The sequence below is a fragment of the Nitrospira defluvii genome (assembly GCF_905220995.1).
Taxonomy (GTDB): domain Bacteria; phylum Nitrospirota; class Nitrospiria; order Nitrospirales; family Nitrospiraceae; genus Nitrospira_A; species Nitrospira_A defluvii_C.
The window spans coordinates 421,818-440,919 of the sequence record NZ_CAJNBJ010000016.1; the positions used below are offsets into that span (position 1 = coordinate 421,818).

At 59.6% G+C, this 19,102-nt stretch carries 25 protein-coding genes and 1 pseudogene; 11 read left to right on the top strand and 15 right to left on the bottom strand.

The window, feature by feature from the left end:
- Positions 1–173: 173 nt before the first annotated feature.
- Complete coding sequence (locus KJA79_RS13550) at positions 174–1,400, bottom strand: TCR/Tet family MFS transporter (protein ID WP_246507649.1); 1,227 nt, start codon at positions 1,398–1,400, stop codon at positions 174–176.
- A 110-nt stretch (positions 1,401–1,510) separates the two neighbouring features.
- On the opposite strand from KJA79_RS13550, the gene KJA79_RS13555 reads away from it, so the two are divergent.
- Both KJA79_RS13555 and KJA79_RS23025 read left to right on the top strand, forming a co-directional pair.
- The gene (locus KJA79_RS13555; protein WP_213042583.1) at positions 1,511–2,425 is read left to right on the top strand and encodes an AEC family transporter; all 915 of its coding nucleotides are present in this window, start codon (positions 1,511–1,513) and stop codon (positions 2,423–2,425) included.
- Between the two features lie 267 nt (positions 2,426–2,692).
- Positions 2,693–2,821, top strand: a complete 129-nt coding sequence (locus KJA79_RS23025) for a hypothetical protein (protein WP_281412689.1) — start codon at positions 2,693–2,695, stop codon at positions 2,819–2,821.
- A gap of 226 nt (positions 2,822–3,047) precedes the next feature.
- Here the strand turns inward: KJA79_RS23025 and KJA79_RS13560 are convergent, their stop codons facing one another.
- The 3 genes from KJA79_RS13560 to KJA79_RS13570 all read right to left on the bottom strand — a co-directional run bounded on the left by KJA79_RS13560 (position 3,048) and on the right by KJA79_RS13570 (position 5,771).
- Positions 3,048–3,854 carry a hypothetical protein gene (locus KJA79_RS13560; RefSeq protein WP_213042584.1) on the bottom strand — a complete coding sequence of 269 codons (807 nt, stop codon included), beginning with the start codon at positions 3,852–3,854 and terminating at the stop codon, positions 3,048–3,050.
- 152 nt (positions 3,855–4,006) lie between these two features.
- Complete coding sequence (locus KJA79_RS13565; RefSeq protein WP_213042585.1) at positions 4,007–4,999, bottom strand: tetratricopeptide repeat protein; 993 nt, start codon at positions 4,997–4,999, stop codon at positions 4,007–4,009.
- A 16-nt stretch (positions 5,000–5,015) separates the two neighbouring features.
- Complete coding sequence (locus KJA79_RS13570; RefSeq protein ID WP_213042586.1) at positions 5,016–5,771, bottom strand: zinc metalloprotease; 756 nt, start codon at positions 5,769–5,771, stop codon at positions 5,016–5,018.
- Between the two features lie 234 nt (positions 5,772–6,005).
- Between KJA79_RS13570 and KJA79_RS13575 the strand changes: the two genes are divergently transcribed.
- The 3 genes from KJA79_RS13575 to KJA79_RS13585 all read left to right on the top strand — a co-directional run bounded on the left by KJA79_RS13575 (position 6,006) and on the right by KJA79_RS13585 (position 6,852).
- A complete protein-coding gene (locus tag KJA79_RS13575; protein ID WP_213042587.1) occupies positions 6,006–6,209 on the top strand; it encodes a hypothetical protein in 204 nt (67 codons plus the stop codon).
- A gap of 159 nt (positions 6,210–6,368) precedes the next feature.
- On the top strand, positions 6,369–6,566 hold the full coding sequence (locus KJA79_RS13580) for a hypothetical protein (RefSeq protein ID WP_213042588.1): 198 nt from the start codon (positions 6,369–6,371) through the stop codon (positions 6,564–6,566).
- Positions 6,567–6,573: 7 nt separating this feature from the next.
- Positions 6,574–6,852 (top strand): type II toxin-antitoxin system RelE family toxin, encoded by a 279-nt coding sequence (locus tag KJA79_RS13585; RefSeq protein ID WP_213042589.1) that lies wholly within the window; start codon positions 6,574–6,576, stop codon positions 6,850–6,852.
- 119 nt (positions 6,853–6,971) lie between these two features.
- Here the strand turns inward: KJA79_RS13585 and KJA79_RS13590 are convergent, their stop codons facing one another.
- From KJA79_RS13590 to KJA79_RS13610, 5 genes are all read right to left on the bottom strand, one after another.
- Positions 6,972–7,268: a hypothetical protein gene (locus KJA79_RS13590; RefSeq protein WP_213042590.1), complete on the bottom strand. Its 297-nt coding sequence runs from the start codon at positions 7,266–7,268 to the stop codon at positions 6,972–6,974.
- Between the two features lie 215 nt (positions 7,269–7,483).
- Positions 7,484–8,377 (bottom strand): tetratricopeptide repeat protein, encoded by an 894-nt coding sequence (locus tag KJA79_RS13595; RefSeq protein WP_213042591.1) that lies wholly within the window; start codon positions 8,375–8,377, stop codon positions 7,484–7,486.
- An 87-nt stretch (positions 8,378–8,464) separates the two neighbouring features.
- Positions 8,465–9,250, bottom strand: coding sequence for a transporter (locus tag KJA79_RS13600; protein ID WP_213042592.1), 786 nt, complete (start codon positions 9,248–9,250; stop codon positions 8,465–8,467).
- On the bottom strand, positions 9,247–10,197 hold the full coding sequence (locus tag KJA79_RS13605) for a hypothetical protein (RefSeq protein ID WP_213042593.1): 951 nt from the start codon (positions 10,195–10,197) through the stop codon (positions 9,247–9,249). The genes KJA79_RS13600 and KJA79_RS13605 overlap by 4 nt, the downstream gene beginning before the upstream one ends.
- A gap of 116 nt (positions 10,198–10,313) precedes the next feature.
- A complete protein-coding gene (locus KJA79_RS13610) occupies positions 10,314–10,910 on the bottom strand; it encodes a DUF4396 domain-containing protein (RefSeq protein WP_213042594.1) in 597 nt (198 codons plus the stop codon).
- Positions 10,911–11,248: 338 nt separating this feature from the next.
- On the opposite strand from KJA79_RS13610, the gene KJA79_RS13615 reads away from it, so the two are divergent.
- Both KJA79_RS13615 and KJA79_RS13620 read left to right on the top strand, forming a co-directional pair.
- Entirely contained in the window at positions 11,249–11,755 is a 507-nt protein-coding gene (locus tag KJA79_RS13615) for a hypothetical protein (RefSeq protein ID WP_213042595.1), read from the top strand.
- Positions 11,756–11,792: 37 nt separating this feature from the next.
- The gene (locus KJA79_RS13620; RefSeq protein WP_213042596.1) at positions 11,793–12,650 is read left to right on the top strand and encodes a class I SAM-dependent methyltransferase; all 858 of its coding nucleotides are present in this window, start codon (positions 11,793–11,795) and stop codon (positions 12,648–12,650) included.
- Between the two features lie 71 nt (positions 12,651–12,721).
- On the opposite strand, the gene KJA79_RS13625 is transcribed toward KJA79_RS13620, so the two are convergent.
- Positions 12,722–13,000 (bottom strand): hypothetical protein, encoded by a 279-nt coding sequence (locus tag KJA79_RS13625; RefSeq protein ID WP_213042597.1) that lies wholly within the window; start codon positions 12,998–13,000, stop codon positions 12,722–12,724.
- Between the two features lie 204 nt (positions 13,001–13,204).
- On the opposite strand from KJA79_RS13625, the gene KJA79_RS13630 reads away from it, so the two are divergent.
- The 3 genes from KJA79_RS13630 to KJA79_RS13640 all read left to right on the top strand — a co-directional run bounded on the left by KJA79_RS13630 (position 13,205) and on the right by KJA79_RS13640 (position 14,858).
- Positions 13,205–13,639, top strand: coding sequence for a hypothetical protein (locus tag KJA79_RS13630; protein ID WP_213042598.1), 435 nt, complete (start codon positions 13,205–13,207; stop codon positions 13,637–13,639).
- A 151-nt stretch (positions 13,640–13,790) separates the two neighbouring features.
- Positions 13,791–14,165: a TfoX/Sxy family protein gene (locus KJA79_RS13635; protein ID WP_213042599.1), complete on the top strand. Its 375-nt coding sequence runs from the start codon at positions 13,791–13,793 to the stop codon at positions 14,163–14,165.
- A 321-nt stretch (positions 14,166–14,486) separates the two neighbouring features.
- On the top strand, positions 14,487–14,858 hold the full coding sequence (locus tag KJA79_RS13640; protein ID WP_213042600.1) for a DUF2784 domain-containing protein: 372 nt from the start codon (positions 14,487–14,489) through the stop codon (positions 14,856–14,858).
- A gap of 22 nt (positions 14,859–14,880) precedes the next feature.
- Here the strand turns inward: KJA79_RS13640 and KJA79_RS13645 are convergent, their stop codons facing one another.
- Positions 14,881–15,465 (bottom strand): cupin domain-containing protein, encoded by a 585-nt coding sequence (locus tag KJA79_RS13645; RefSeq protein WP_213042601.1) that lies wholly within the window; start codon positions 15,463–15,465, stop codon positions 14,881–14,883.
- Positions 15,462–16,049 carry a sigma-70 family RNA polymerase sigma factor gene (locus KJA79_RS13650; protein WP_213042602.1) on the bottom strand — a complete coding sequence of 196 codons (588 nt, stop codon included), beginning with the start codon at positions 16,047–16,049 and terminating at the stop codon, positions 15,462–15,464. Before KJA79_RS13650 ends, KJA79_RS13645 begins: the two co-directional genes overlap by 4 nt.
- 246 nt (positions 16,050–16,295) lie before the next feature.
- On the opposite strand from KJA79_RS13650, the gene KJA79_RS13655 reads away from it, so the two are divergent.
- On the top strand, positions 16,296–16,772 hold the full coding sequence (locus KJA79_RS13655; RefSeq protein ID WP_213042603.1) for a group I truncated hemoglobin: 477 nt from the start codon (positions 16,296–16,298) through the stop codon (positions 16,770–16,772).
- A gap of 70 nt (positions 16,773–16,842) precedes the next feature.
- On the opposite strand, the pseudogene KJA79_RS13665 reads toward KJA79_RS13655, so the two are convergent.
- From KJA79_RS13665 to mntA, 3 genes and pseudogenes are all read right to left on the bottom strand, one after another.
- A pseudogene (locus tag KJA79_RS13665) lies at positions 16,843–17,751 on the bottom strand (restriction endonuclease).
- A gap of 424 nt (positions 17,752–18,175) precedes the next feature.
- Positions 18,176–18,595 (bottom strand): type VII toxin-antitoxin system HepT family RNase toxin, encoded by a 420-nt coding sequence (gene hepT, locus KJA79_RS13670; RefSeq protein WP_213042605.1) that lies wholly within the window; start codon positions 18,593–18,595, stop codon positions 18,176–18,178.
- Entirely contained in the window at positions 18,577–19,020 is a 444-nt protein-coding gene (gene mntA, locus KJA79_RS13675; protein WP_213042606.1) for a type VII toxin-antitoxin system MntA family adenylyltransferase antitoxin, read from the bottom strand. Before mntA ends, hepT begins: the two co-directional genes overlap by 19 nt.
- Positions 19,021–19,102: the final 82 nt, after the last annotated feature.

Sequence of the window (19,102 nt, forward strand, 5' to 3'; positions counted from 1 at the left end):
CGCTTAGAGGCTCACCGTACGGCACGAGTACGATTCGCCTCTTCGTTCGCTGCGGCCTTGCTGGCGGCCTTTTTTGCGCATCCTGCGGGCGATGCTGACGTGAGACAGCCCGTGTGCGACGTGTGACGCAATCATCGAGTTGTTCCGCAGCCTGCTAGAGACCGCCGCTTCCCTCAGCTGGATCGCGTGGCGCGCCACGCGGTTCCCGCCCCGATCAACAGCAACAACGTCGAGAGCAGATAGGGCGCACCGGGCAGGTGCCAGTCGGCTTGCGGACCGATGAAGGCCGCAAAGGTCTGGGTGAACAGCGTGGGCCCAAGCAACCCGGCGATTCCGGTGAGGCTGGCGATCGCGCCCTGTAATTGTCCCTGTTCAGACGGGCTCACACGGCGCGTCATGAACACTTGCGATGAAGGCGCCGCAAGCCCCCAGAATGCCATCACCGGAATGCCGAAACAGTAGATGAGCGGGGTGGGGGCCAACCCATAAATCGCAAACCCGGTCGCCCCGGCCAGGAGCCCGAGGAGCAAGGTCCTACGTTCTCCCAGACGCGCCGTAATCGGCCGCACCAACGTTCCCTGAACGATCATGGCACAGACCCCGACTCCGGCCAACGTGAACCCCACCGCCGACGGCCCCCATCCATACCGATACCCCAGATACAGCACCGCCACGCTGGGGAGCACCGCGTGCGCCAAGTTCATCAGGAAATTTGTCGTCGCCAGACCGAAGAGTTCGTGATGGGAGCGCAGGAGGATCAACGCGCCGACCGGATTGGCCCGGCGCCACCGGAAGGGAGCCCGTTTTTCGACCGGAAGCGATTCCGGCAACACAAGAAACCCGTAGCACGCATTGAGCAGACTGGTCGCCGCCGCCCCCCAAAACGGCCAGCGTGGATCGACGGCTCCCAAAAGCCCGCCCACGGCCGGGCCCAAGACGAAACCAAGTCCGAAGGACGCACCCATCATGCCGAACGCCGCAGCCCGTTTGTCTGGAGGCGTCACGTCGGCGATGTACGCGCCCGCTGTGCTGAAGCTCGATGAGGCGATACCGGAAATCACCCGTCCGGCGAAGAGCCAGGACACATTCGGCGCCAGCGCCATGAGAATGAAATCAAGGCCCAACCCGAGGTTCGACAGCAGGACGACCGGGCGTCGACCGAATCGATCGGACAGCGAGCCCTGGATCGGCGAACAGACAAACTGCATCAGCGCCCATGCCGTGCCCATGAGGCCGTAAATTTCGGCCGCACTCGGCGTGTCGCCCCCTAAGAACTCCTCTACCAGTTTCGGTAAGACGGGAATGATGATCCCGAACGACAACATGTCGAGGACGACCGTGACGAGAATAAACGCAATCGCCGCTTGTCGCGGGTGAGGGGAGGGCTGCCTGTGCGTCATAAAAGGGGCCATCGTACCAGGCCGGCCGCGCCGGCGCACAGAAAAAGGCGGCCTCGGGCCACACCGGACACGCCTCCTCTTGTGCGCGGTTTTCTGCTACCCTGCGCCCGATGCCCGCCACGCTCCAAGCCTTCATCGCCATCTTTGTGGTCGGCGCCACACTTCGTGCCTCGGGACTTCTGGGGAAGCCCCATGCGGAACGGCTCGCCTCGTTCGTGTTTTCGATCAGCCTCCCGGCGACCATTGTCGTGTCACTCGATCACATCGTCGTGGCTCCCAACGCCTGGAAACTGCCCATCGCCGCTTGCCTGGTCACCGTCTCCATGTTGCTGTGCGCCTGGCCGCTGGCGCGCCTCCTCCACCTGCCGCGCGTGTCGCAAGGTGGATTCCTGCTCGGCACCGGTTGCATTAATTCGGTCTACTTCGCCTACCCCGTGGTACTCGGCACATTCGGCGAGAGCGGCCTCGCGCACGCGATCCTTTTCGATTTGGGCCAAACCACGCTGACACTCACGGTGCTCTATGCCATTGCCGTGTGGCACGGGACCAAGGAGGCCACCCTTCGATATGCACTCGTTCGATTTATCTCCTCGCCACCGTTATGGGCGCTCGGCATCAGTCTCCTGTGTTCGGTGGCGGAGTGGCATCTCCCAACCTGGCTCCGTGAGGTGTTGACGCCCGTTCACTTGACGACGACACCCCTGGCAAGCCTGGTCCTGGGCCTGTCGATCAATTTCACCGCCCTCCGCCGCACCTGGCTCCTGGCACTGCTCGGCGTGGCGATGCGGATGCTTGGCGGCTGCTTCTTGGGACTGGCCGTCACTGAGGTCTTACACCTCACAGGCATGGAGCGTGCGATCGCCATCCTGATCGCGGCGATGCCGTCGGCCGTTACCGCAGTGATCTTTGCCACCAACACAGGGCTTGATGAAGATCTGGTTACCTCGATCGTGGCACTCTCGATCTGCTGCGGCGTCGCCCTGCTTCCATTCCTCCCCCACCTCATGAGCCTACTGGCGACCTGACGGGTCCATTGCTCGCTCCCGTCTCGCTGATCAGCACAGGACCGCTGTCCCTCTCACTCCTCACCTGTGGGAACCGCGTCACGCGTTGTGAGGTTTTTGCGACGGCAAAAATTGCCTAGCGTAGATCGCCAGGCGGCCGCTTTCCGTCAGAACTCGCAATCGTCGCAACTGGACCGGCGTGGAGCAGGGTACGGTCTTCTCTCGCGAAATATGGCGAGGCGGTATGAGGCTTGCTTTTCTCGTCAGACACACACAGGAGGCATGATCATGCACGACCCCGCGCTCTGGGCAAGCTGGTACCTCTGGCTGCTGGCGGTACCGGCTCTTGTCATCGGAACTCTCATTCGTGATTGGATTCAGCGCAAACAACCGGTGCGATTGCGAAAGCGCCGCTGACGCCGCCCTTCTGTCTTTGCAGGACGGATTGTTCCGGTCCAGGCTTCCAGCGCCGCCCCGCCAGGATCTCGCATCACACATCACTCGTTTTCAGAGGAACCAGTCCAAGCCCTGCGCACATGTGCCGCCAAATCCAATTACCGTGAAGAAGCCTCGTTCATAGTGGCCCCGACCCGCCCTGTAGACTTCCTCTCGTCCTTCGCCGGACGCATCAGGTCGCGATATGTCACGACCCCTCCGCGGGAGTCAGCACCATCTTGACTTCAATGTCCATCCACATGCCGCGGGAAAAATGGGGCGCGCCGGTCACCGGGTCTGCCAGAAAACACAGCAACCCGTACCGCCCCGGCTCCAGATCGAGATGCATAGAGGCCTGACGACCCGGGTCGATGCCGGTCGCCCCGCCGGATTCCAGACCGGCGGAATTGGGCAGTCCTCCAGGCCGGTACCGTTCAATGAAGTCTTGCGCTGATGCGCCCTCTGCGAGACGAATCACCACCGCTTCGTGGGCCTGCCGGCCATCATTTACGAGCTGCACGGTTCGGGCTCCCGCATGCAGCGGGCCACTCAACGAAAATGCAAAATCGGTCAGACGCAGAGTGGCATCGGCTCGCGGCGCTGGCTCGCCGGAAGGCGCAGCCTCCACTACCCGAAGCGCCCGTACCATGCCGCGCATGGCGTGGGGACGACCCGCGACGTCCGGAATGCCGCAGAGCAGCAGATAGTCTCCCGACTCAAGCTGCATGCTGACGGACGCCTCATCGCCGGGAGCAACACTATTCACTCCCCCATGACGCCGTAGCCAATTCGGCAAGCTTGGCGACCGGGACGCCAAGGCCCGTTCGACATCGGTGATGCTCTTGCCCGAGGGCAGGGCCAGAAACTGGATCTGATGCACATCCCGACCGCGATTGAGGAGCCGCACCGTTTGCCGACCGGATTCGAGCTGCTCCGGGCCGGTGAAGACATAGTCTTCCGCAATGAATGTCGTGACGGTTGCACCGACGGAAAGGGGCAGGCTTGACAGGGCCATGCAGAGACCCGTGAGCACCAGCCAGCCACTTACAGACCGGAACGGTGTTCTATTGAGGCGTTGAGCGGACATCTCCGGATCAGAATACTCCGACGCCTGAACGGTTCCAAGCCGGGTGCGAGAAAGAATGTCGTCGAGTTCAGAGGTGAGAATTACCAGGGTGGTGTGTGGATCTCGGCGCGATCGCCCAGCGCCGGTTCCAACCGTATCGCTTGTTGGAAGAAGAGCGCTAATTCAGGACGATCGGCGCGTAACCCTTCGGCTCGCTCCATCGACGCTCGAGCCTCGTCCGGTCGAGACAACTTAATCAGACACCGGGCTTCATCTAGGCGTTGCTGGATCTGCAAGAATACCGGCAACCGCTCTGATCGGACCCTTTGAAAATAGCTCAACGCCGTCTCGCAATCTGCCTCACGGATCTTTCCGACGGCATAATTGCGAAAACTCCGGCTCAGATTTCTCCCGAACGCCAGCAGCGCATAATCGGCCAGCGGCGAATCGGGCTGTTGCGTCAGCAACCCGGTCAACAGCGCCTGTCCCGCCTGCAACTGGTCGCCCCGCTGCCAGAGCAGAAACTTTGCCGCTTCCTCACCGGCGGACGAGCCTGTCAGCAAGGAAGCACCCGCTCCATGCTCGTCGGCCACCGTCACGCTTGCCGCGCGCGACCGTATCCGATCCCGTTGAGTGCCACTCTGAGGACGGTATTCCGCCGTCACGCGATAGGTTCCCGGCCGATCGAACGTCCACCCCAAGGCGCCGTAAAAAATTGGAAACACCGCCACGACAGCCTGGCCCGGAGCCAGGGCAGTCCGGGCATGCACGGCATCCGAGTAGAACAACGGCAGAAACACGAACCGCGGCCGATTCGCGCTCGACACCTCAATCTGGATCGCGCCGGTTTGCGGGTCGAGCAGTTTAACGACCTCCACCGGCTTCATCCCCGCATTAACGAGGCGGACGGTGGCATAGACCGGCTCACCGAGATTCAAGGCGGACGTGCCAAGCTCAAGAGTGAGTTCGAGCGTGGCCGAACCGGGACGCTCCTGCGCCAGACCATCATATGCCCCCGCCGCCAGCAACAGGACCGCGACCATGCACAGGAAGAACACATTCCTGGACCGGGACGCGACAGGATAGAGGTTCATACGCTGCTCTTCAGCCTCACTGACAATCGGTGATCGTGAGTTCTTCCAGGGGATGGGCCCAGGCCGCGTGGTCGTTGACGACCCATGTGAAGGGCGCAGCCCCGATGGCGCCGGGAAATTTGCACTGCCCCGGATGGTTCGCCAAATGGTCCCGGCTTTGCTCAGAAAAGCGATATGCCGGATCGCCCGTCAGGTCATCGGATTGCGTCATGATCGAAGTGCCGTCTCCGTCACTGTGGTGGAGATTGAAGGCATGACCGATCTCATGGGCCGTCGTACGCAGGTATTCCGGACCGCTGGTCTGGATGGTGTTCGTGCGATAAAAAATAGCGAAGGCCGATCTGGTGTGACCCTGCCACATCTTGCCCAGGATGAATTCAGGGATACAGGCATCGAGCACCTCGCCGTAGTGATTCACCACCACACCGTAGAGGTGATAGGTATTGCAGAAGTCAAAGGGACAGGCGGATGAGGGAAACAGCGACAGGTGGCGATGGCCGTTTTCCAATGTCGAGAGTTCGGCATCGCTGATGCACTCGTCGGCGGCGATGTTGAGGGGCTGAATCCCCGTCTCATCCTGCTCCACCGTCAACGCGATACCGGCATCGTCGAAGATCGACTCCAACGTCACGAGCTGGCCGTTCACCGTATGTTGCGGAGGAAAGGTCGTGCCCGTCATCCGGTCGAACTCCAGGGACACGCAGGAGACCAGCAGGCAGGCCACAACCGGAACCGTGATCGACACCAGAATACGAAACGGCGGGGTGAACATGAAGGCCTCCTGACGAGCAGCAACCGCCCTGGGCCTAAGGGGAACTCGAATGGTCTCTTAGGCTACGTATTTCGGGGCATACTGTCAATCCGTGCCGTCCGGCCCTAGACACATGCCGGCAGCGACTTGCCTCACGCCGTCCTGAAGGAGACCACGTACTGGGGCAGCATCCGATCCGGTACCGCTTCCAGCCTCACACAAATAGCAGCATTTTCGTCCACTGTATCCAGACGATTGTTAGGATGCGCAGGGGACGAGGGCGGAACCGATTCAATTCTGATTCAAGAAGAGCAACAACACTGGTGGTATTGGTCGAACCTGGCGCCCGATCCCTGGCTGGTCGGCGTCTGGGTGCCGGATGTGGTCGAAGTACGGATCAGTGGGGCTCAGGCTGCAAAGGGGCCGTACTTTATCGGGGCCTTCTCGATACTCGATTAACGGAGTGCAGAGAAACCCGGCATCATTTCCGCTTCGCTCAGAGGCTCACTGCGGGCTTGCTGGATAGGCGCTCTGAATAGCCTGCAACTGGATGGCTGGGTGTTTAAGATTGTCTCTCGGCTTTGAAGGCGCTAGAATCAGAACACAACGAGGAACATCATGGCACTGGCTGCAAAAGTGGTGAAACGAACGAAAGACAGCTTTCAGTTTAAGATCTCGAAAGAGAACTTTGAGTCGTTTTGTGATTCGATCGGCCTCTATCGCCGGGAGTTCCTTGATGCCCTGGATGCATCCGAGAAGGATCACAAGGCAGGACGAGTCACCAAACGCAAATCGCTACGAGAGTTGATTGCATAGCTCGATCATGCTCGAGCTCTCGACAACCACAACCTTCGACGCCCTGTTTGCCAAGCTTCCAAAGGCGATCCAACGTAAGGCCGCTTCCAAAACGGATCTCTTCCGGGAGAATCCGTTTTACCCTTCACTCCATACAGAGAAGCTCCGCCCCAAACATCATGAAGTCTGGAGCTTTCGCATTGATCGATCCTATCGTGTCGTCTTTAAATTCCTCGGCCCAAACCACGTGGAACTCCGATACATCGGCCACCACCACTCAATCTACGATTACGACATGTTTAAGTAGAAGCCAGTCCCAGTGAAGCTTCGCACTATGGTGATGCAAGGCCGAAACGGGTGACTTGAAATAGATGTGGAGCCGATTCATGATCGGCATTGGACGAACGTGAGGCTGACGAAAGGTTCCTATCGGCCGTCGGGAACCTGCAACTTGATGGAGATCGCCGTACGGTCATCGGTAATCTGCGCCACGATCTTGTCGCCGGTTTTCAACCGTCCACCCACCACGCCCTCGATTTTGGTCTCAGGCGTCACCTTCAGCCGTTCTTCGTGACCAGAGAATTCCTTGACGATCAGTTCGCCCTCTTCCCAATACAAGACGTCGGCCTTAATGACCAACGCGGCGGTGGCCTGAGTGTTGTCAGCGGCTGCTGCGGGAATGACTGCGGAAAAGATGAGAAAGACTGCGAGAATTAGTGCCATCACGAATCCTCCCGGTTTTTTTCTTAGCCTACCGATCGATGAAGACTGCTGTCAACGAGGGCCTTTCGAAGCCGCGCGTCAGAATCTAATGCTCCCTCCACTTGCCCCTTCCTCCCAAAGGGTGGCGTGAGTGCGTTCCCAACTGCGCACGTCGAACGAGGCCCTTCTGAGGGCGCGCGTTCCGTGAGCAAGGGAACGGAGTCACGTCACACCACTCAACATTTCGATCCATCCATCCGACAAGCCTCTGCCCGGTCGTTGAAGCCTGAGTTGCGCAGGCTTTCGTAGACGTTCTGTTGCCGCTCCATTTCCCGATCGTAGGGCGTCTTCTCCCGGCCTTTGGCGACGTCACTCCCGCCGAAATTCTTCCTGGGCCTCCGCGCATGCAAAACCTTGTTCACTTCGGTCTCATAATAGCCACGCGTTTGGGGATCCGGATCCTTTTGATAGCAGATGTTCAGAAATTTGCGCCCTTGTGCGTCGTGCCCCAATGCGTAATGGGCGAATCCGACGTTGCAGTAGGCATTCGGCGTGGCGGGATCGAGCTTGAGCACCTGCTCCGAATCCCCGAGGGCGTTCTGATACTGCTCGTGGCGGCTGTAGATTTGAGCGCGAAATGCGTGGGCACCGACATGTGTGCCGTCCAGACGAATGGCGGCGGTAAAATCCTCCAGGGCTTCGCGATCCTTCCCCTGATAATCCCGCATGTACGTCAATCCGCGGCCATAATAGGCTTCCGCAGTCGGACGGAGGCGAATCGATGTCGAATAGTCGTCCAGCGCCTGCGGAATCCGGCCGAGCATCTTCCCGGCCTTGGCGCGAATCAGATAAGCCTCAGGCCTATCGGGCAGGCGGCGAATGACCTCCGATGCGTCCTGCTGCGCTTGGGCATAGGAGCCGAGCACATAATAACAGCGAGCACGTGCGAGATAGAGGCCGGTCTGGTTGCGTTTTTGGTCGAGGAGACGGGTGAGGAGTTCAAGGGTCTCCCGGTTGCCCTTGCCGTTGGCTTCGCAGTAGGCATCCACCGAGGCATCGCCGCAGGCCACCGCCAAGAGGAGACTGCACAGCGCGACGATACTGCCCGCACAACGACCGGCTGGTCCCATGCCCGCCTCCTGGCGACGGGCGCATTATCCACTTGTAGAACAAACCACGTCAACGTTTTCACCGGGCCGATTGTACGGGGCCGTTCGTTAGAATCCGACTGACAGGCCTACGGTCCCCAGCAACGCCGCCCGCTCGGCAGGCCCGAGGAATTCGGTGCCGAGGCCGCCGTCGAGTACGACGCGCGAGGTCAGTTGATGCCGGATGCCTACCTCGATTCCGGTGTGATTCTGTTGCCCGCGCAAGTCAGATTGTCTGGAATAGATACTGGCGATAAGCGTGTCGCGGAAGCTGTTCGGATACCCCAACGGATAACTGACGGCCGCGACGCCCCGATAGGCGCCGGAGCGCTCCTGCCCTTGTGGCGAGCCAAGCACGGTGTACCCCGCATTGAGATGCACCCGCAGGCGGCCGAACGACCGGGTCAGAATTCCGGTGAGTTGCGTATCCACTCCCTTCGAGTTCACGCCGGTCGGCAGATCGACCTCCGCACGCAGGGCCATGGCCGGGAGGGTCAGCGTCTCGGTATTGAAGTTGTAGAGGACACCGAGATGGAGATCCCCGGACTTGTTGGCGCCCACGATGGAGCGTGGATCGGTGAACAGATCCCCCTGAATTTCAATTTGCGTGTTGTCGAACGCGCCGTAGATGATTTGCGGTTGAAACGTCACCTGCGTGCGGCCTTCCCGGCGGTCGTTGAAGCGCACTCCGCCTTCCAGCCCGATTTCTCCTTTGGGAACGGCATAGGCATCTTCCATTCCGATAGGACGATTGGGGTCCAGATTGTCATGATCCAACGCCCGCGCGGGCATCGCTTGCCATAGAAGCAGAATCAGGGCCAACAGCCCGGCCACCTGTCGTCCCGCAGGATTCAATGGTGATGCTCCTGTTCGCTCCTGACGATCATGGGATTGGTCTCATCTGCGCTGGCCAGGTAATAGTGGTCGACCACACGATAAATTTCTTCCCGCTTGGCCTCCCAGGTCGGCAGGCGCTCGCTGGTGAGGATGTCGCTGATGTTGTCGTGCAGCATATGGAGGTTGTCGAAAATGTTTGCCACCTCCGGATACCGCGCGGCAAAGGCCGGGCTATACTCCGCCGCGAGCGGCATGAAGGTCCACTGCACCGGAGGCTGATCAAGATAGCCCCGATAGGTCGTCAGAATCGGCCGAACCGCCTTGGTCTTGGCAGCCAGGTTCGTCGCCGCCTGCAAGGGATCGTACACAGCGACCTGCAAATAGTGATACGACCAGATCGTCGCGTTGAACAGCGGGAAGCGCGTCCGGAACGCCTTGGAATAGGGAAACTGATCCAGGCGGCGATGGTCCAGCCGCTTCGACGTGAGCGCATAGGCGCTGTTTCGGTAATACTCCAGCACCTCGCGGATGGCGCGATCCTTATCCGGTTCGTCCGACACCACGATGTCGTAGGTCGCCCGATGGAGGGCATGGGCTTCGTCGAAGGTGTTTTGCGCGCGCCAGGCCAGCTTCATGTAGGTCGGCGCGATCGCCTCCTCATTGGGATTCAGCCTCGGTTTGGTGGCGATGAACGCGAGGGTTTCCTTCCGGGCCCGCTCTTCAATAGCCGCCACGTCCCTGCCGCCGGTCAGCAAGAGATTCTCGTACAGATTGGAATGACCGAAGTCGACGCCGTTGAACTCACTGTCGAGTTCGGCTAAGTCCTCGCGCAAGGCGAAATTCCAGAACGCGCGATAGTAAAAGCGCTTGTCACGCGGCTCGAACTGGCTGCACGCCGCCGTCGCCAGCGCGACCATGGCCAAGGCCACGATTGTCAGGCGGCGCAGGTCTGATCCACTCGCCATGCTGAATTGCTCCTTCATCGATGTGAACAGACGCCTCGCGGCAGAGGCTGGGCGCTTACCGTCTCGCGTCCGTGCGCACACGTGAGGCGACGTATTCGCCGCCTCACGCACTCGCTTCAGTGGCAATGATGCCCATGCACCAGCGCGTGGCCGCGCCCACGAGCAATCAGCCACCGGTTCACCGGAAACGCGGCTGCACCGGCCAGGATCAGCGACAAGGTCAAGCTGCCCCAGAAGAGCGGATCAGGCAAGCCGGCCTCCATCGCGCCAGGAATCACCAGCATGATCGCATTATCGACCAATTCCATAGTGGTCATCGACAACGTATCCGAGGCCAACGCCAGCCCGATGGCGGTTCCCCAAGCCATGCCCGCCCGCCGCAAGGGATACAACGTCATGGCATACCCGAAGGTAAAAGCCAACGCAACGGCCAGGGCGACGGTCGGCCAATTGCCCCACCCCAGCACCGTGCCCAGTACCATGCCGGCGACTTCGCCGATGGTGCACCCGGTCAAGCAATGCAGGGTGGCCATAAGTGCGGTGTGATTGAGTGAGACCGCATCATGCTCCTGCACCCGCGGCCCCTGCTCGTGATGCGGGTGATGACGATGCTGGATCCCCTGCACCTCTCCATGAGCCTCTTCACAGCTATGCTGTTGGGCGGTCCCGCGATGGAGAGATAGGGTTGTGCCGGCTGAGTGAGAATGAAGCATGTGATCCTCCTTTGTCTGTGGTGATGTCTGCCGTCATCACTACAGACGGAGGCGGGGGAGAAATATTACAGCTCTTCTGTCATCCGGCCTGGCCGCCCCCTGACCTCGTCACCGCCTGATCATCGTACGGGGCGCTCCCACCTGTGTCGGAACAGAATCGTGTCGGAGGTTTCCCACTCACGCCACTATGAATAGCGGAGAATACGTGCATTTGTGATTCACTCCGCGACGAAATCTGTGTCGTCCTGCAACAGTCACGGAAAAAGTCTTGATCTGGACCTTGGAGACATGCTTGACTGAAATTTATTGTTCATCGTCTTCCCTGATGGAGGATTTGCATGCCGCATGGAAGTCTTCGCCTTCTCGTGACTCTCGCCCTGCTCCTCGCTCCGCTCTCCGCATCAGCCACCGACACGGCTCCCGACACCAGCCTCGCCCCCTTAAAGTTTCTTGCCGGAGAATGGAAGGGTGCCGACGCCGAAGGGAAGCCGCACAAGATCGCCTTTGCCCTCAGTTCTGGAGGAACCACCTTGACCGAAACCCTCACCCCGCCCGACAGCCCGCCCATGACAACCATGTACTACAGCGACGGCGACCAGTTGATGTTGACGCACTATTGCTCGCTCAACAATCAGCCACGAATGCGCGCCGCGGCGGTCAAAGAAGGAGACAAGAGCATCAGCTTCGCCTTCGTCGACGTCACGAATCTCAAGAACCCGACCGATGTGCACATGAGACAGCTGGTGATCGACGTGAAAGACCACGATCACATTACCCAGACCTGGACGCTCAGCAAGGCGGGGAAGGATGTCCCAAAGGTGTTTTCGTTTGAACGGGTGAAGTAACCGACGCCACACCGGGCGCAAGAGTAGGAGTCTGCACATGCCAACACACACGCCGGAAGCCGTCATCGAAGCGCAGCGCCAGGATTGGAACCGCGTCGCACCGGGCTGGGACAAATGGGACCAATTCTTCAACCGTACCATGGCGTTCATCAACCACCGCCTGGTGGCCGATGCCCGCGTACGTCCGGGGCTTCGGGTCTTGGACCTTGGATCAGGGACAGGCTACCCGGCGATCCTCGCCGGTGAAGTGGTCGGAGCGGAGGGCACCGTCATCGGGATCGACCTGGCGGAATCCATGCTGGCAGTGGCCACACGCAAGGCCAAGACGCTCGGCTTGCAGCAGGTCAGCTTTCGCACCGGTGACGTCACTTCGCTGCCGTTCGAGACCGGCTCGATCGATGCCGTCATCAGCCGGTTTTGCCTGATGTTCCTCCCGGACATTCCCAAGGCCGCCGGGGAGATCGCCCGCGTGTTGAAACCGGGAGGGTATGTCGCCGCCGCCGTCTGGTCCTCTCCAGACAAGAATCCGTTCATTCGGATTCCCATGGATATCATCAAATCAATTACCCCTCTGCCCCCGCCGGATCCTGAAGCACCGGGAATCTTTCGCCTGGCAAAACCCGGCGACCTCGCAGGCATGCTGCAGCGGGCTGGACTCACCCCGTTGGATGATGAGGAATTTACCGCCGAGGTCGCCTACGAGTCCGGTGAAGAATTCTTTCGCGGGCTGATGGATATCGCGGCGCCGATTCAAAATCTCTTCGCGCAATTGACGCCGGCACAACAGGTGGAGGCTGAACAGGGGATCATCAAGGCAGTGAACGACTATCGTGGGCCACAGGGCGTGGCCTTGCCGATCGCCGTGCGAATCGTCAGCGCAAGAAAGCCTCGATAGGCACTACGCCGACTTCCTCCTGCAGCCCGCCGCCCAAACAGGACGGCGGGCCGGGAGCGCCACACAGCCGACTAGTCTTTGGCCTTCTCCTTCAACTCATTCATCTTTCCTTTCGCCCGCTCACCGGCCCCCTTTACCTTGCCCTTGGCGCGTTCGAGTTCTGCTTTCGTGTCGTTCCCCTTGAGCTCCTCATGCAGAGCCTTGGTTTCCCCCTTCATCTCTTCGATTTCACCTTTCACCGCCCCCTTGGCCTTTTCCATCTTGGCCTTCGTTTCGCCGGCTTCGGCCGAGATCATCATGCCAACCGACAGACAGACACCGATCATCGCCACTGTCATGAATGTACGCATACCCGTCCTCCGAGTGTAGGTGAACCGCTTTTCCTACTCTGCGCGTTCCCTGCTTCTCGCCCCACTGGAGAATCCCCTAGTTTTCGGGTGTCGAGTGTCCTATGGGATGACACTAGGGTTACCGCCAGTTGAACGACTGACCGTGCGGCGACACACTCGTGCCGACAGCCTGTGTACCCATCTCGTCGAGAAAGGAGAGTGGTCATGCGACAGCTCATTCTTCGCAGCCTCTTAGGCTTCGTAATTGTTGCGGCCGGCGGGTGCAGCTATCTGTTCTATCCTCAGGCCAAGGACTTCACCGAGAAGGCAAAGGGTGGTACGACCATCGAGACCTTGATCAACCTGACCGATATGATGGAAGCAACTGCCAAGGCCGGCCGACAGGGGAAAGGAAAAGATCAGGCTCTTGATGATCTGCACAACCAGCTCCATGCCTTTGACAACACGATCTGCTGCGTCGACAAGAACAAGCGTGATCTACCGGCCTATGACTTGCTTGTCACGCACAATAAGGAGCTCTGGGCGATTTTTAAGCGCGCCTGGAAGTTCAAGGATGACCAACCTCAGCGCAGTCAACACATGGAGCTGTTTGCCACGGAAGTACGGGAGCTCCGGGACTCGCTCCACGCATTGCAATGAATGCCGGAATGTTGCACAGTGCGCCACGGCGGCGGAGTCAGGCTCGCTGACTCCCCGCCGATGCAACGATTCACGACGCTCCCGCTGGAACGTCAAGCCGCTATGCTTGACCGATCTAGGTTGACGGGGAACCGCGAAAGGTGCGTGGCGCATGCGTGCCGACAGTTTCAAAGACTTTGTTCTGGATCAGCTCGGCCGAGTCCCTCAACTCATGTGCAAAGCGATGTTCGGCGGCTATGGTCTCTATCAGCGCGAGACGTTCTTTGGCATCATTCACAAGGGCCGGCTCTACTTGAAAACCAATGGGATGACACAACCGACATATGCCGCGTGCGGCATGCAGCCGTTTCGCCCGAACGGCAAGCAGCTCCTCAAACACTATTACGAAGTGCCGATCGATATTCTGGAAGATGCCGAACAGTTGAAGGTCTGGGCGCACCGGGCCATTGCGCCACCGACTGCGCAATTGATGCTTCCGTTTCATAACCCTCCTTCCACACGGGACATGCTCGCTCACGAGTCATGAGCCAGCAACTCACCACGCCTCCTCGACGTCTCTGGACCATTGGGCATTCGACCCGCTCCAACGAAGAGTTTCTCGTGCTCCTCCAATCCCACGATATCCAACGGCTGATTGATATCCGTTGCGCTTGTCGTACGCGGCTGGGAAGTTTTCCATATCCTGGGAGTTGGCCAGGTTCAGCCACACCAACTGACGACATTCGCGATGGTCCAGGATGGCCGCCTGATGTATCCAGCGCCAGTCGATCAGAGCCCCACCCTCCGGATGGTGTAAGCATTCTGCCGCTCATTGTGTTCATCGCGAGGTTGCTGCACACTATCGGCAATGTGGTATCACGTCGGCGCCGACCTGATCCTCTTGCTGCACCTGGGTTTTGTTCTGTTCGTCATCGCGGGCGGGCTGCTGCTGTTGAAATGGCCGCGCATCGCGTGGGTCCATCTGCCGGCGGCGGTCTGGGGCGCGGTCGTGGAATTCACCGGATGGATCTGTCCGCTGACGCCGCTGGAAAGCCAATTACGCGCTCTGGCCGGTGAGTCGGCCACGGAGGCCGACTTCATCGGCCGCTACCTTCCCCCCCTGCTCTATCCCGAAACATTGACGCGCGAGATCCAAATGCTGCTGGGCCTGCTCGTGCTGGGGGTGAACCTGGCCCTGTACTGGTTGGCGTTCTTCAGGCCAGCAGGTAAGAGCCCGTAGCGATGGATTCGCTATCGGCCCGCTATCGAATCGGTTCGTTCTTTGATGAGGTCATGATCAGAGCCAGGCAGCCCTGCTCACTCGATGTCACGGGGTGGACGGTGCCCGCCTCCGCGCGATGGTAATCCCCGACCTGCAGGAACTCCCCGGCGCAGAGACAACTCCCCTCCAGCACATACAACTCTTCGACCTGCGGGTGACGGTGGCCGATCAGTGTGCCGCCGGGAGCCAACCTCAATAACATGGTCGTGCGTGCAGCCGCGGGATCGTGAAACAGCACTTTCGTCGACAAGCCCGGTGCCAATTCCTGCCACGCCAGGCCCTTGCTGCGGACGAAGGTAAAGCCTGCGCCTTCAGCCGGCTCCTGCGGTTCCTGTGCGATGCGGGCCATGAGCCGATCCTTGAGGGAAGCCGGGGGTGCGATGGCTGGGCCGCTATACGCAAGCTCCTGCACCACATCTTGAAATGCCGCCACCTCTTCGCGTGTGGAGGCCGAGGCCGTCTCCAATGAACGCGCGAACTGACGCTGCGCATCGTCTCCCAGGGCCTCCAACGCATAGAGCGCCGCGAGTTCGGCCAAGTCTTGTTCGTGCCGAGGATCGGTCATGACAACAACCCCTCCCCGTGAGGCGCCAGCACTTCGCGCAACTTGATCATCCCCAGCCTCATCCGCGTCTTTACCGTCCCCAGCGGCAACTTGAGCTGGTCGGCGATTTCGCTCTGGCTCAAGCCCCAATAGTAGGCCAGGGCGACCGCCTGACGCTGTTCGACAGAGAGGGTCGCGAGCGCATCCTGCACCAGCCGTTGCCGTTCCAAGCCCGCGCTGTATTGCTCCGGCGTATCTTCGCGCCCCGGCAACTCGGCCGCTTCATCCAGCGGCACCTGCCTGCCCCGCTCCAGGTAGCTGCTCCGGAATCGATCGATGGCCCGATGCTTCGCGAGCGTCATGAGCCAACTGCCCGGCGTGCCCCGCTTCGCATCATAGGTCGCGATCCGTCGCCAGACCTGCGTATACACATCCAGCGTCGTTTCTTCTGCGGCCGCACGATCTCCGAGAATCTTCATCGCCAGGCCAAAGACCTTCGCGCTGCTGGCATCATAGAGCTCCGACAGTGCGGATTGATCGCCGACGGCAATACGCGCGAGGAGTCCCGCCCATTCCTGCTCGTGAATCGAAGGTGCGTTAGCCACGGTCTGGGTGTCACACATGGGTGCCTCGTCACGTTCTACGAGCCCACCCGTTCGCTTGGATGTCCGGTCTTTGCCCGAATCTGGCGGAACTGTAGCACCGGGACCACCGTGGTGCAACGACGCTTTTTTTCGTTTGTGGGAGATCCAATTGCCATCCGCCTTCGTAATCACAGACAGACAGAGCGGCCGGTTGATGCGGACAAGACCGCGGCCCGCCACTCAGATTCTTAACCAGGAGGACACATCATGTCTTATCGCATTGCAGCACTCGCCATGGTTCTCGGCCTTGCGTTGACCGTCTCAGCCTGCAACAGCATGGGTTCGGCACCAGCCGGCACAGCCGCAACGGAGAAATCTCTCTACGACCGCTTGGGCGGTAAAACCGCTATCACCGCAGTCGTGGATGACTTCGTGGGCCGCGTGGCCGCCGACAACCGCATCAACGGCAAGTTTGCGAACGCCAACATTCCCCGCCTCAAATCGATGCTGGTCGATCAGATTTGTCAGGCCTCCGGCGGTCCCTGCACCTACACCGGCCGTGACATGAAAAGCACCCACGCCGGCATGGGCGTGAGCAGCAGCGACTTCGATGCGCTGGTCGGCGACCTCGTCGCCACGCTGAACAAATTCAAGGTGCCGGAACGGGAGAAGAACGAGTTGCTGGGCGCGCTCGGCCCGATGAAAGGCGATATCGTCGAGAAGCCGATGGCGTCGATGCGGTAGCCGCCGCGATTTCAGCAGGACTATGGCGGGGCGATCTCTACGGTCGCTCCGCCGCGTCTATACCGCCGGTTTAACCTTCAATGAAGTAGTCACTGTCAATTTTCTTGGTTTCATACGATGTGACTGGCGTGACCCCAACATTGTGATCAATCATGAGTTGGGATAACTGGTCACCATCGATGAGAACGATCTTTGAATTAATTTTCGCCACATACTCTTCAGCTTCCCGAGTGAAACCGGAGGTCGTGATAAAGATGCCTTTGTTGGCACGGTGCCCTTGCAAAGCCCCTGCAAATTTCTGAATCTCGGGGCGGCCGATTGGAGCCTGCCAGCGCTTGGCCTGAATCTAGATCACATCGAGGCCCAGTCGGTCTTCATTAATGATTCCGTCAATGCCTTCGTCACCACTGCGACCGATGGCCCTCCCCGCTTCTTTACGGCTCCCTCCATAGCCCATTTTTACGAGTACATCGATGACCAGACGCTCGAAGAACGCCGGGGAACATTCCTTTGCGGTCTTCAGCAACTCTGAAGAAAGATCCTCTCGCAGTTTCTGATAGGCACTTTCAGGAAGTTCTCCCGGTGTCTGCAGGCTGTCGGTCTCGACCTGCTCGGTGGCTTGCCCGGAATTCCGGTGTTTTGTCCGGAATTCAATGAACTCAGGGAACTGATCGAGGAATCTGACGCTAATCTCCTGGGGATTTTTCGATAGCACGCTTCGGCCTCGTGGCGTGATCCGAAAGTATCCGCGACGGGTAGCTTCCAGCAAAGCCGCCTTATTCATATAGGTCCGAGCCCACCCGACGCGATTCGCGAACGTGAATTGCGACCCGCTTGGCAAGAGTTCCTTCCTCTCTCCCTCCGTAAGCTCGAACTGCTCAGCCAGTGCCTCAACGGCCTCGCGCAACGTGTGTTCGTGCCCATCGGAGGCTAGGCGAAGGAGCGGAAGCATAACGGACTGGTAATCAGGAATTGCCATGTGGGACTTGTTACATGCTACTGGCTAATACGAGGCCCATTTGTCGCGGAGCCGGATAGATCAGTATTTCCTGCAATGACTGTCGCCCCGTCAATAGGCTGTGGAGGAACGGGCTATGTGTCAGTGCGGGTCATGCAATTCAACACCTGCGATCTCTCCAATAAAATTGCACCTTCGACCGTCGGCACCCAGCCAGTACCGCATCGACTTTGGTCTTGTAGCAACAATCAGCCCTAGTAATCTGCAAGATCCGGATCTCGTTGTGTGCATCGTCACCTAGCGGCAGATGAACAATCCGACCGATTATTGCGTCGTGAACGCCCTTGGCGAGGCCAGCTCAGACAATCTGCCCTCGTGATCACGATCGGTGCGACAGATCATCGCTGCGCAATACGCGGCCAGCCCTCTTTTGAGGCCCGAACCGTCAGGGAGCGGAGTGCCACATCGAAATGGCTTTGGCAAACTGCCGGAAATCGTCCAGGTGGCGACTGCAGATCTGATAGACAATATTCCAATCGATGGCCTGATAGCTGTACACCGCGAGATTCCTGAATCCCACGGCCTTCTTCATGCGGTCCGCCAGGGCAGGACTGATCACCTGAAGCCGATTGAGCGCATCGAAGTGCTCCGCCATCGTCGAGGGCGGCGTCATGTCGGTGTCCCCGATGAGATGGGAGGCCACATCGACAGAAAGCTGGACAGCCCGCTGGAGATTGAGCGCGATAATGTCTTGCAGATCTGCGTTTTGGGCCAGATCCTGAGAAGAAGGCGGCGTCTTCCCGGCAATCCGTTCGACACAGCGTCGAAGCGATTCCAGTTTAGCCGCTACGAGGTCCCGATCCATGCTTGCCTTCGCGTGGCCAAGATTCGTCGATAATACGGCATCACGTCGGCTTCCTCGTAGGCCAGCCGCCGCAGGAGTTCCGCATACTCCGTGCGGTTCCGACAGAGCATCAATCGACCGGTGGTCAGCACTTGCCGCAGGAGTGGCCCATGCGCTTGGTTAAGGTCGATCAGGTCGATAGGTCGTCCCAAGGCTGCGGCGAGGTCGTCGATCAGCTCAATGCGGGCATCGACTGTGAGTGGTGGTGCGGTTGCGCTCACGGCGAGGTCCAGGTCACTGTCCGGGCACTCTCGTCCGGCGGCAAGAGAGCCGAACAGGATGGCCATGCTCACGGAGGGATGGCGTTCCAAGACCGAGACAATGGCGGCCCGAATCTTGGCATCCGGTTCATCCTGGCGGTCTGTCTTAGTGCCGAAGGCGCTCACGGTTGTTCAGGTATCACGAAACCCTCAGCGATGCAAGGGAAGGCCGACCGAGTGACCCCGGTTGGCCGAAGTCCTACAAAAT

Excerpts from the sequence above, each read along its gene's own strand:
- KJA79_RS13550 (WP_246507649.1), bottom strand. The coding sequence starts at position 1,400 with ATGACGCACAGGCAGCCCTCCCCTCACCCGCGACAAGCGGCGATTGCG.
- KJA79_RS13555 (WP_213042583.1), top strand. The coding sequence starts at position 1,511 with ATGCCCGCCACGCTCCAAGCCTTCATCGCCATCTTTGTGGTCGGCGCC.
- KJA79_RS23025 (WP_281412689.1), top strand. The coding sequence starts at position 2,693 with ATGCACGACCCCGCGCTCTGGGCAAGCTGGTACCTCTGGCTGCTGGCG.
- KJA79_RS13560 (WP_213042584.1), bottom strand. The coding sequence starts at position 3,854 with ATGGCCCTGTCAAGCCTGCCCCTTTCCGTCGGTGCAACCGTCACGACA.
- KJA79_RS13565 (WP_213042585.1), bottom strand. The coding sequence starts at position 4,999 with ATGAACCTCTATCCTGTCGCGTCCCGGTCCAGGAATGTGTTCTTCCTG.
- KJA79_RS13570 (WP_213042586.1), bottom strand. The coding sequence starts at position 5,771 with ATGTTCACCCCGCCGTTTCGTATTCTGGTGTCGATCACGGTTCCGGTT.
- KJA79_RS13580 (WP_213042588.1), top strand. The coding sequence starts at position 6,369 with ATGGCACTGGCTGCAAAAGTGGTGAAACGAACGAAAGACAGCTTTCAG.
- KJA79_RS13585 (WP_213042589.1), top strand. The coding sequence starts at position 6,574 with ATGCTCGAGCTCTCGACAACCACAACCTTCGACGCCCTGTTTGCCAAG.
- KJA79_RS13590 (WP_213042590.1), bottom strand. The coding sequence starts at position 7,268 with ATGGCACTAATTCTCGCAGTCTTTCTCATCTTTTCCGCAGTCATTCCC.
- KJA79_RS13595 (WP_213042591.1), bottom strand. The coding sequence starts at position 8,377 with ATGGGACCAGCCGGTCGTTGTGCGGGCAGTATCGTCGCGCTGTGCAGT.
- KJA79_RS13605 (WP_213042593.1), bottom strand. The coding sequence starts at position 10,197 with ATGGCGAGTGGATCAGACCTGCGCCGCCTGACAATCGTGGCCTTGGCC.
- KJA79_RS13610 (WP_213042594.1), bottom strand. The coding sequence starts at position 10,910 with ATGCTTCATTCTCACTCAGCCGGCACAACCCTATCTCTCCATCGCGGG.
- KJA79_RS13615 (WP_213042595.1), top strand. The coding sequence starts at position 11,249 with ATGCCGCATGGAAGTCTTCGCCTTCTCGTGACTCTCGCCCTGCTCCTC.
- KJA79_RS13620 (WP_213042596.1), top strand. The coding sequence starts at position 11,793 with ATGCCAACACACACGCCGGAAGCCGTCATCGAAGCGCAGCGCCAGGAT.
- KJA79_RS13625 (WP_213042597.1), bottom strand. The coding sequence starts at position 13,000 with ATGCGTACATTCATGACAGTGGCGATGATCGGTGTCTGTCTGTCGGTT.
- KJA79_RS13630 (WP_213042598.1), top strand. The coding sequence starts at position 13,205 with ATGCGACAGCTCATTCTTCGCAGCCTCTTAGGCTTCGTAATTGTTGCG.
- KJA79_RS13635 (WP_213042599.1), top strand. The coding sequence starts at position 13,791 with ATGCGTGCCGACAGTTTCAAAGACTTTGTTCTGGATCAGCTCGGCCGA.
- KJA79_RS13640 (WP_213042600.1), top strand. The coding sequence starts at position 14,487 with ATGTGGTATCACGTCGGCGCCGACCTGATCCTCTTGCTGCACCTGGGT.
- KJA79_RS13645 (WP_213042601.1), bottom strand. The coding sequence starts at position 15,465 with ATGACCGATCCTCGGCACGAACAAGACTTGGCCGAACTCGCGGCGCTC.
- KJA79_RS13655 (WP_213042603.1), top strand. The coding sequence starts at position 16,296 with ATGTCTTATCGCATTGCAGCACTCGCCATGGTTCTCGGCCTTGCGTTG.
- hepT (WP_213042605.1), bottom strand. The coding sequence starts at position 18,595 with ATGGATCGGGACCTCGTAGCGGCTAAACTGGAATCGCTTCGACGCTGT.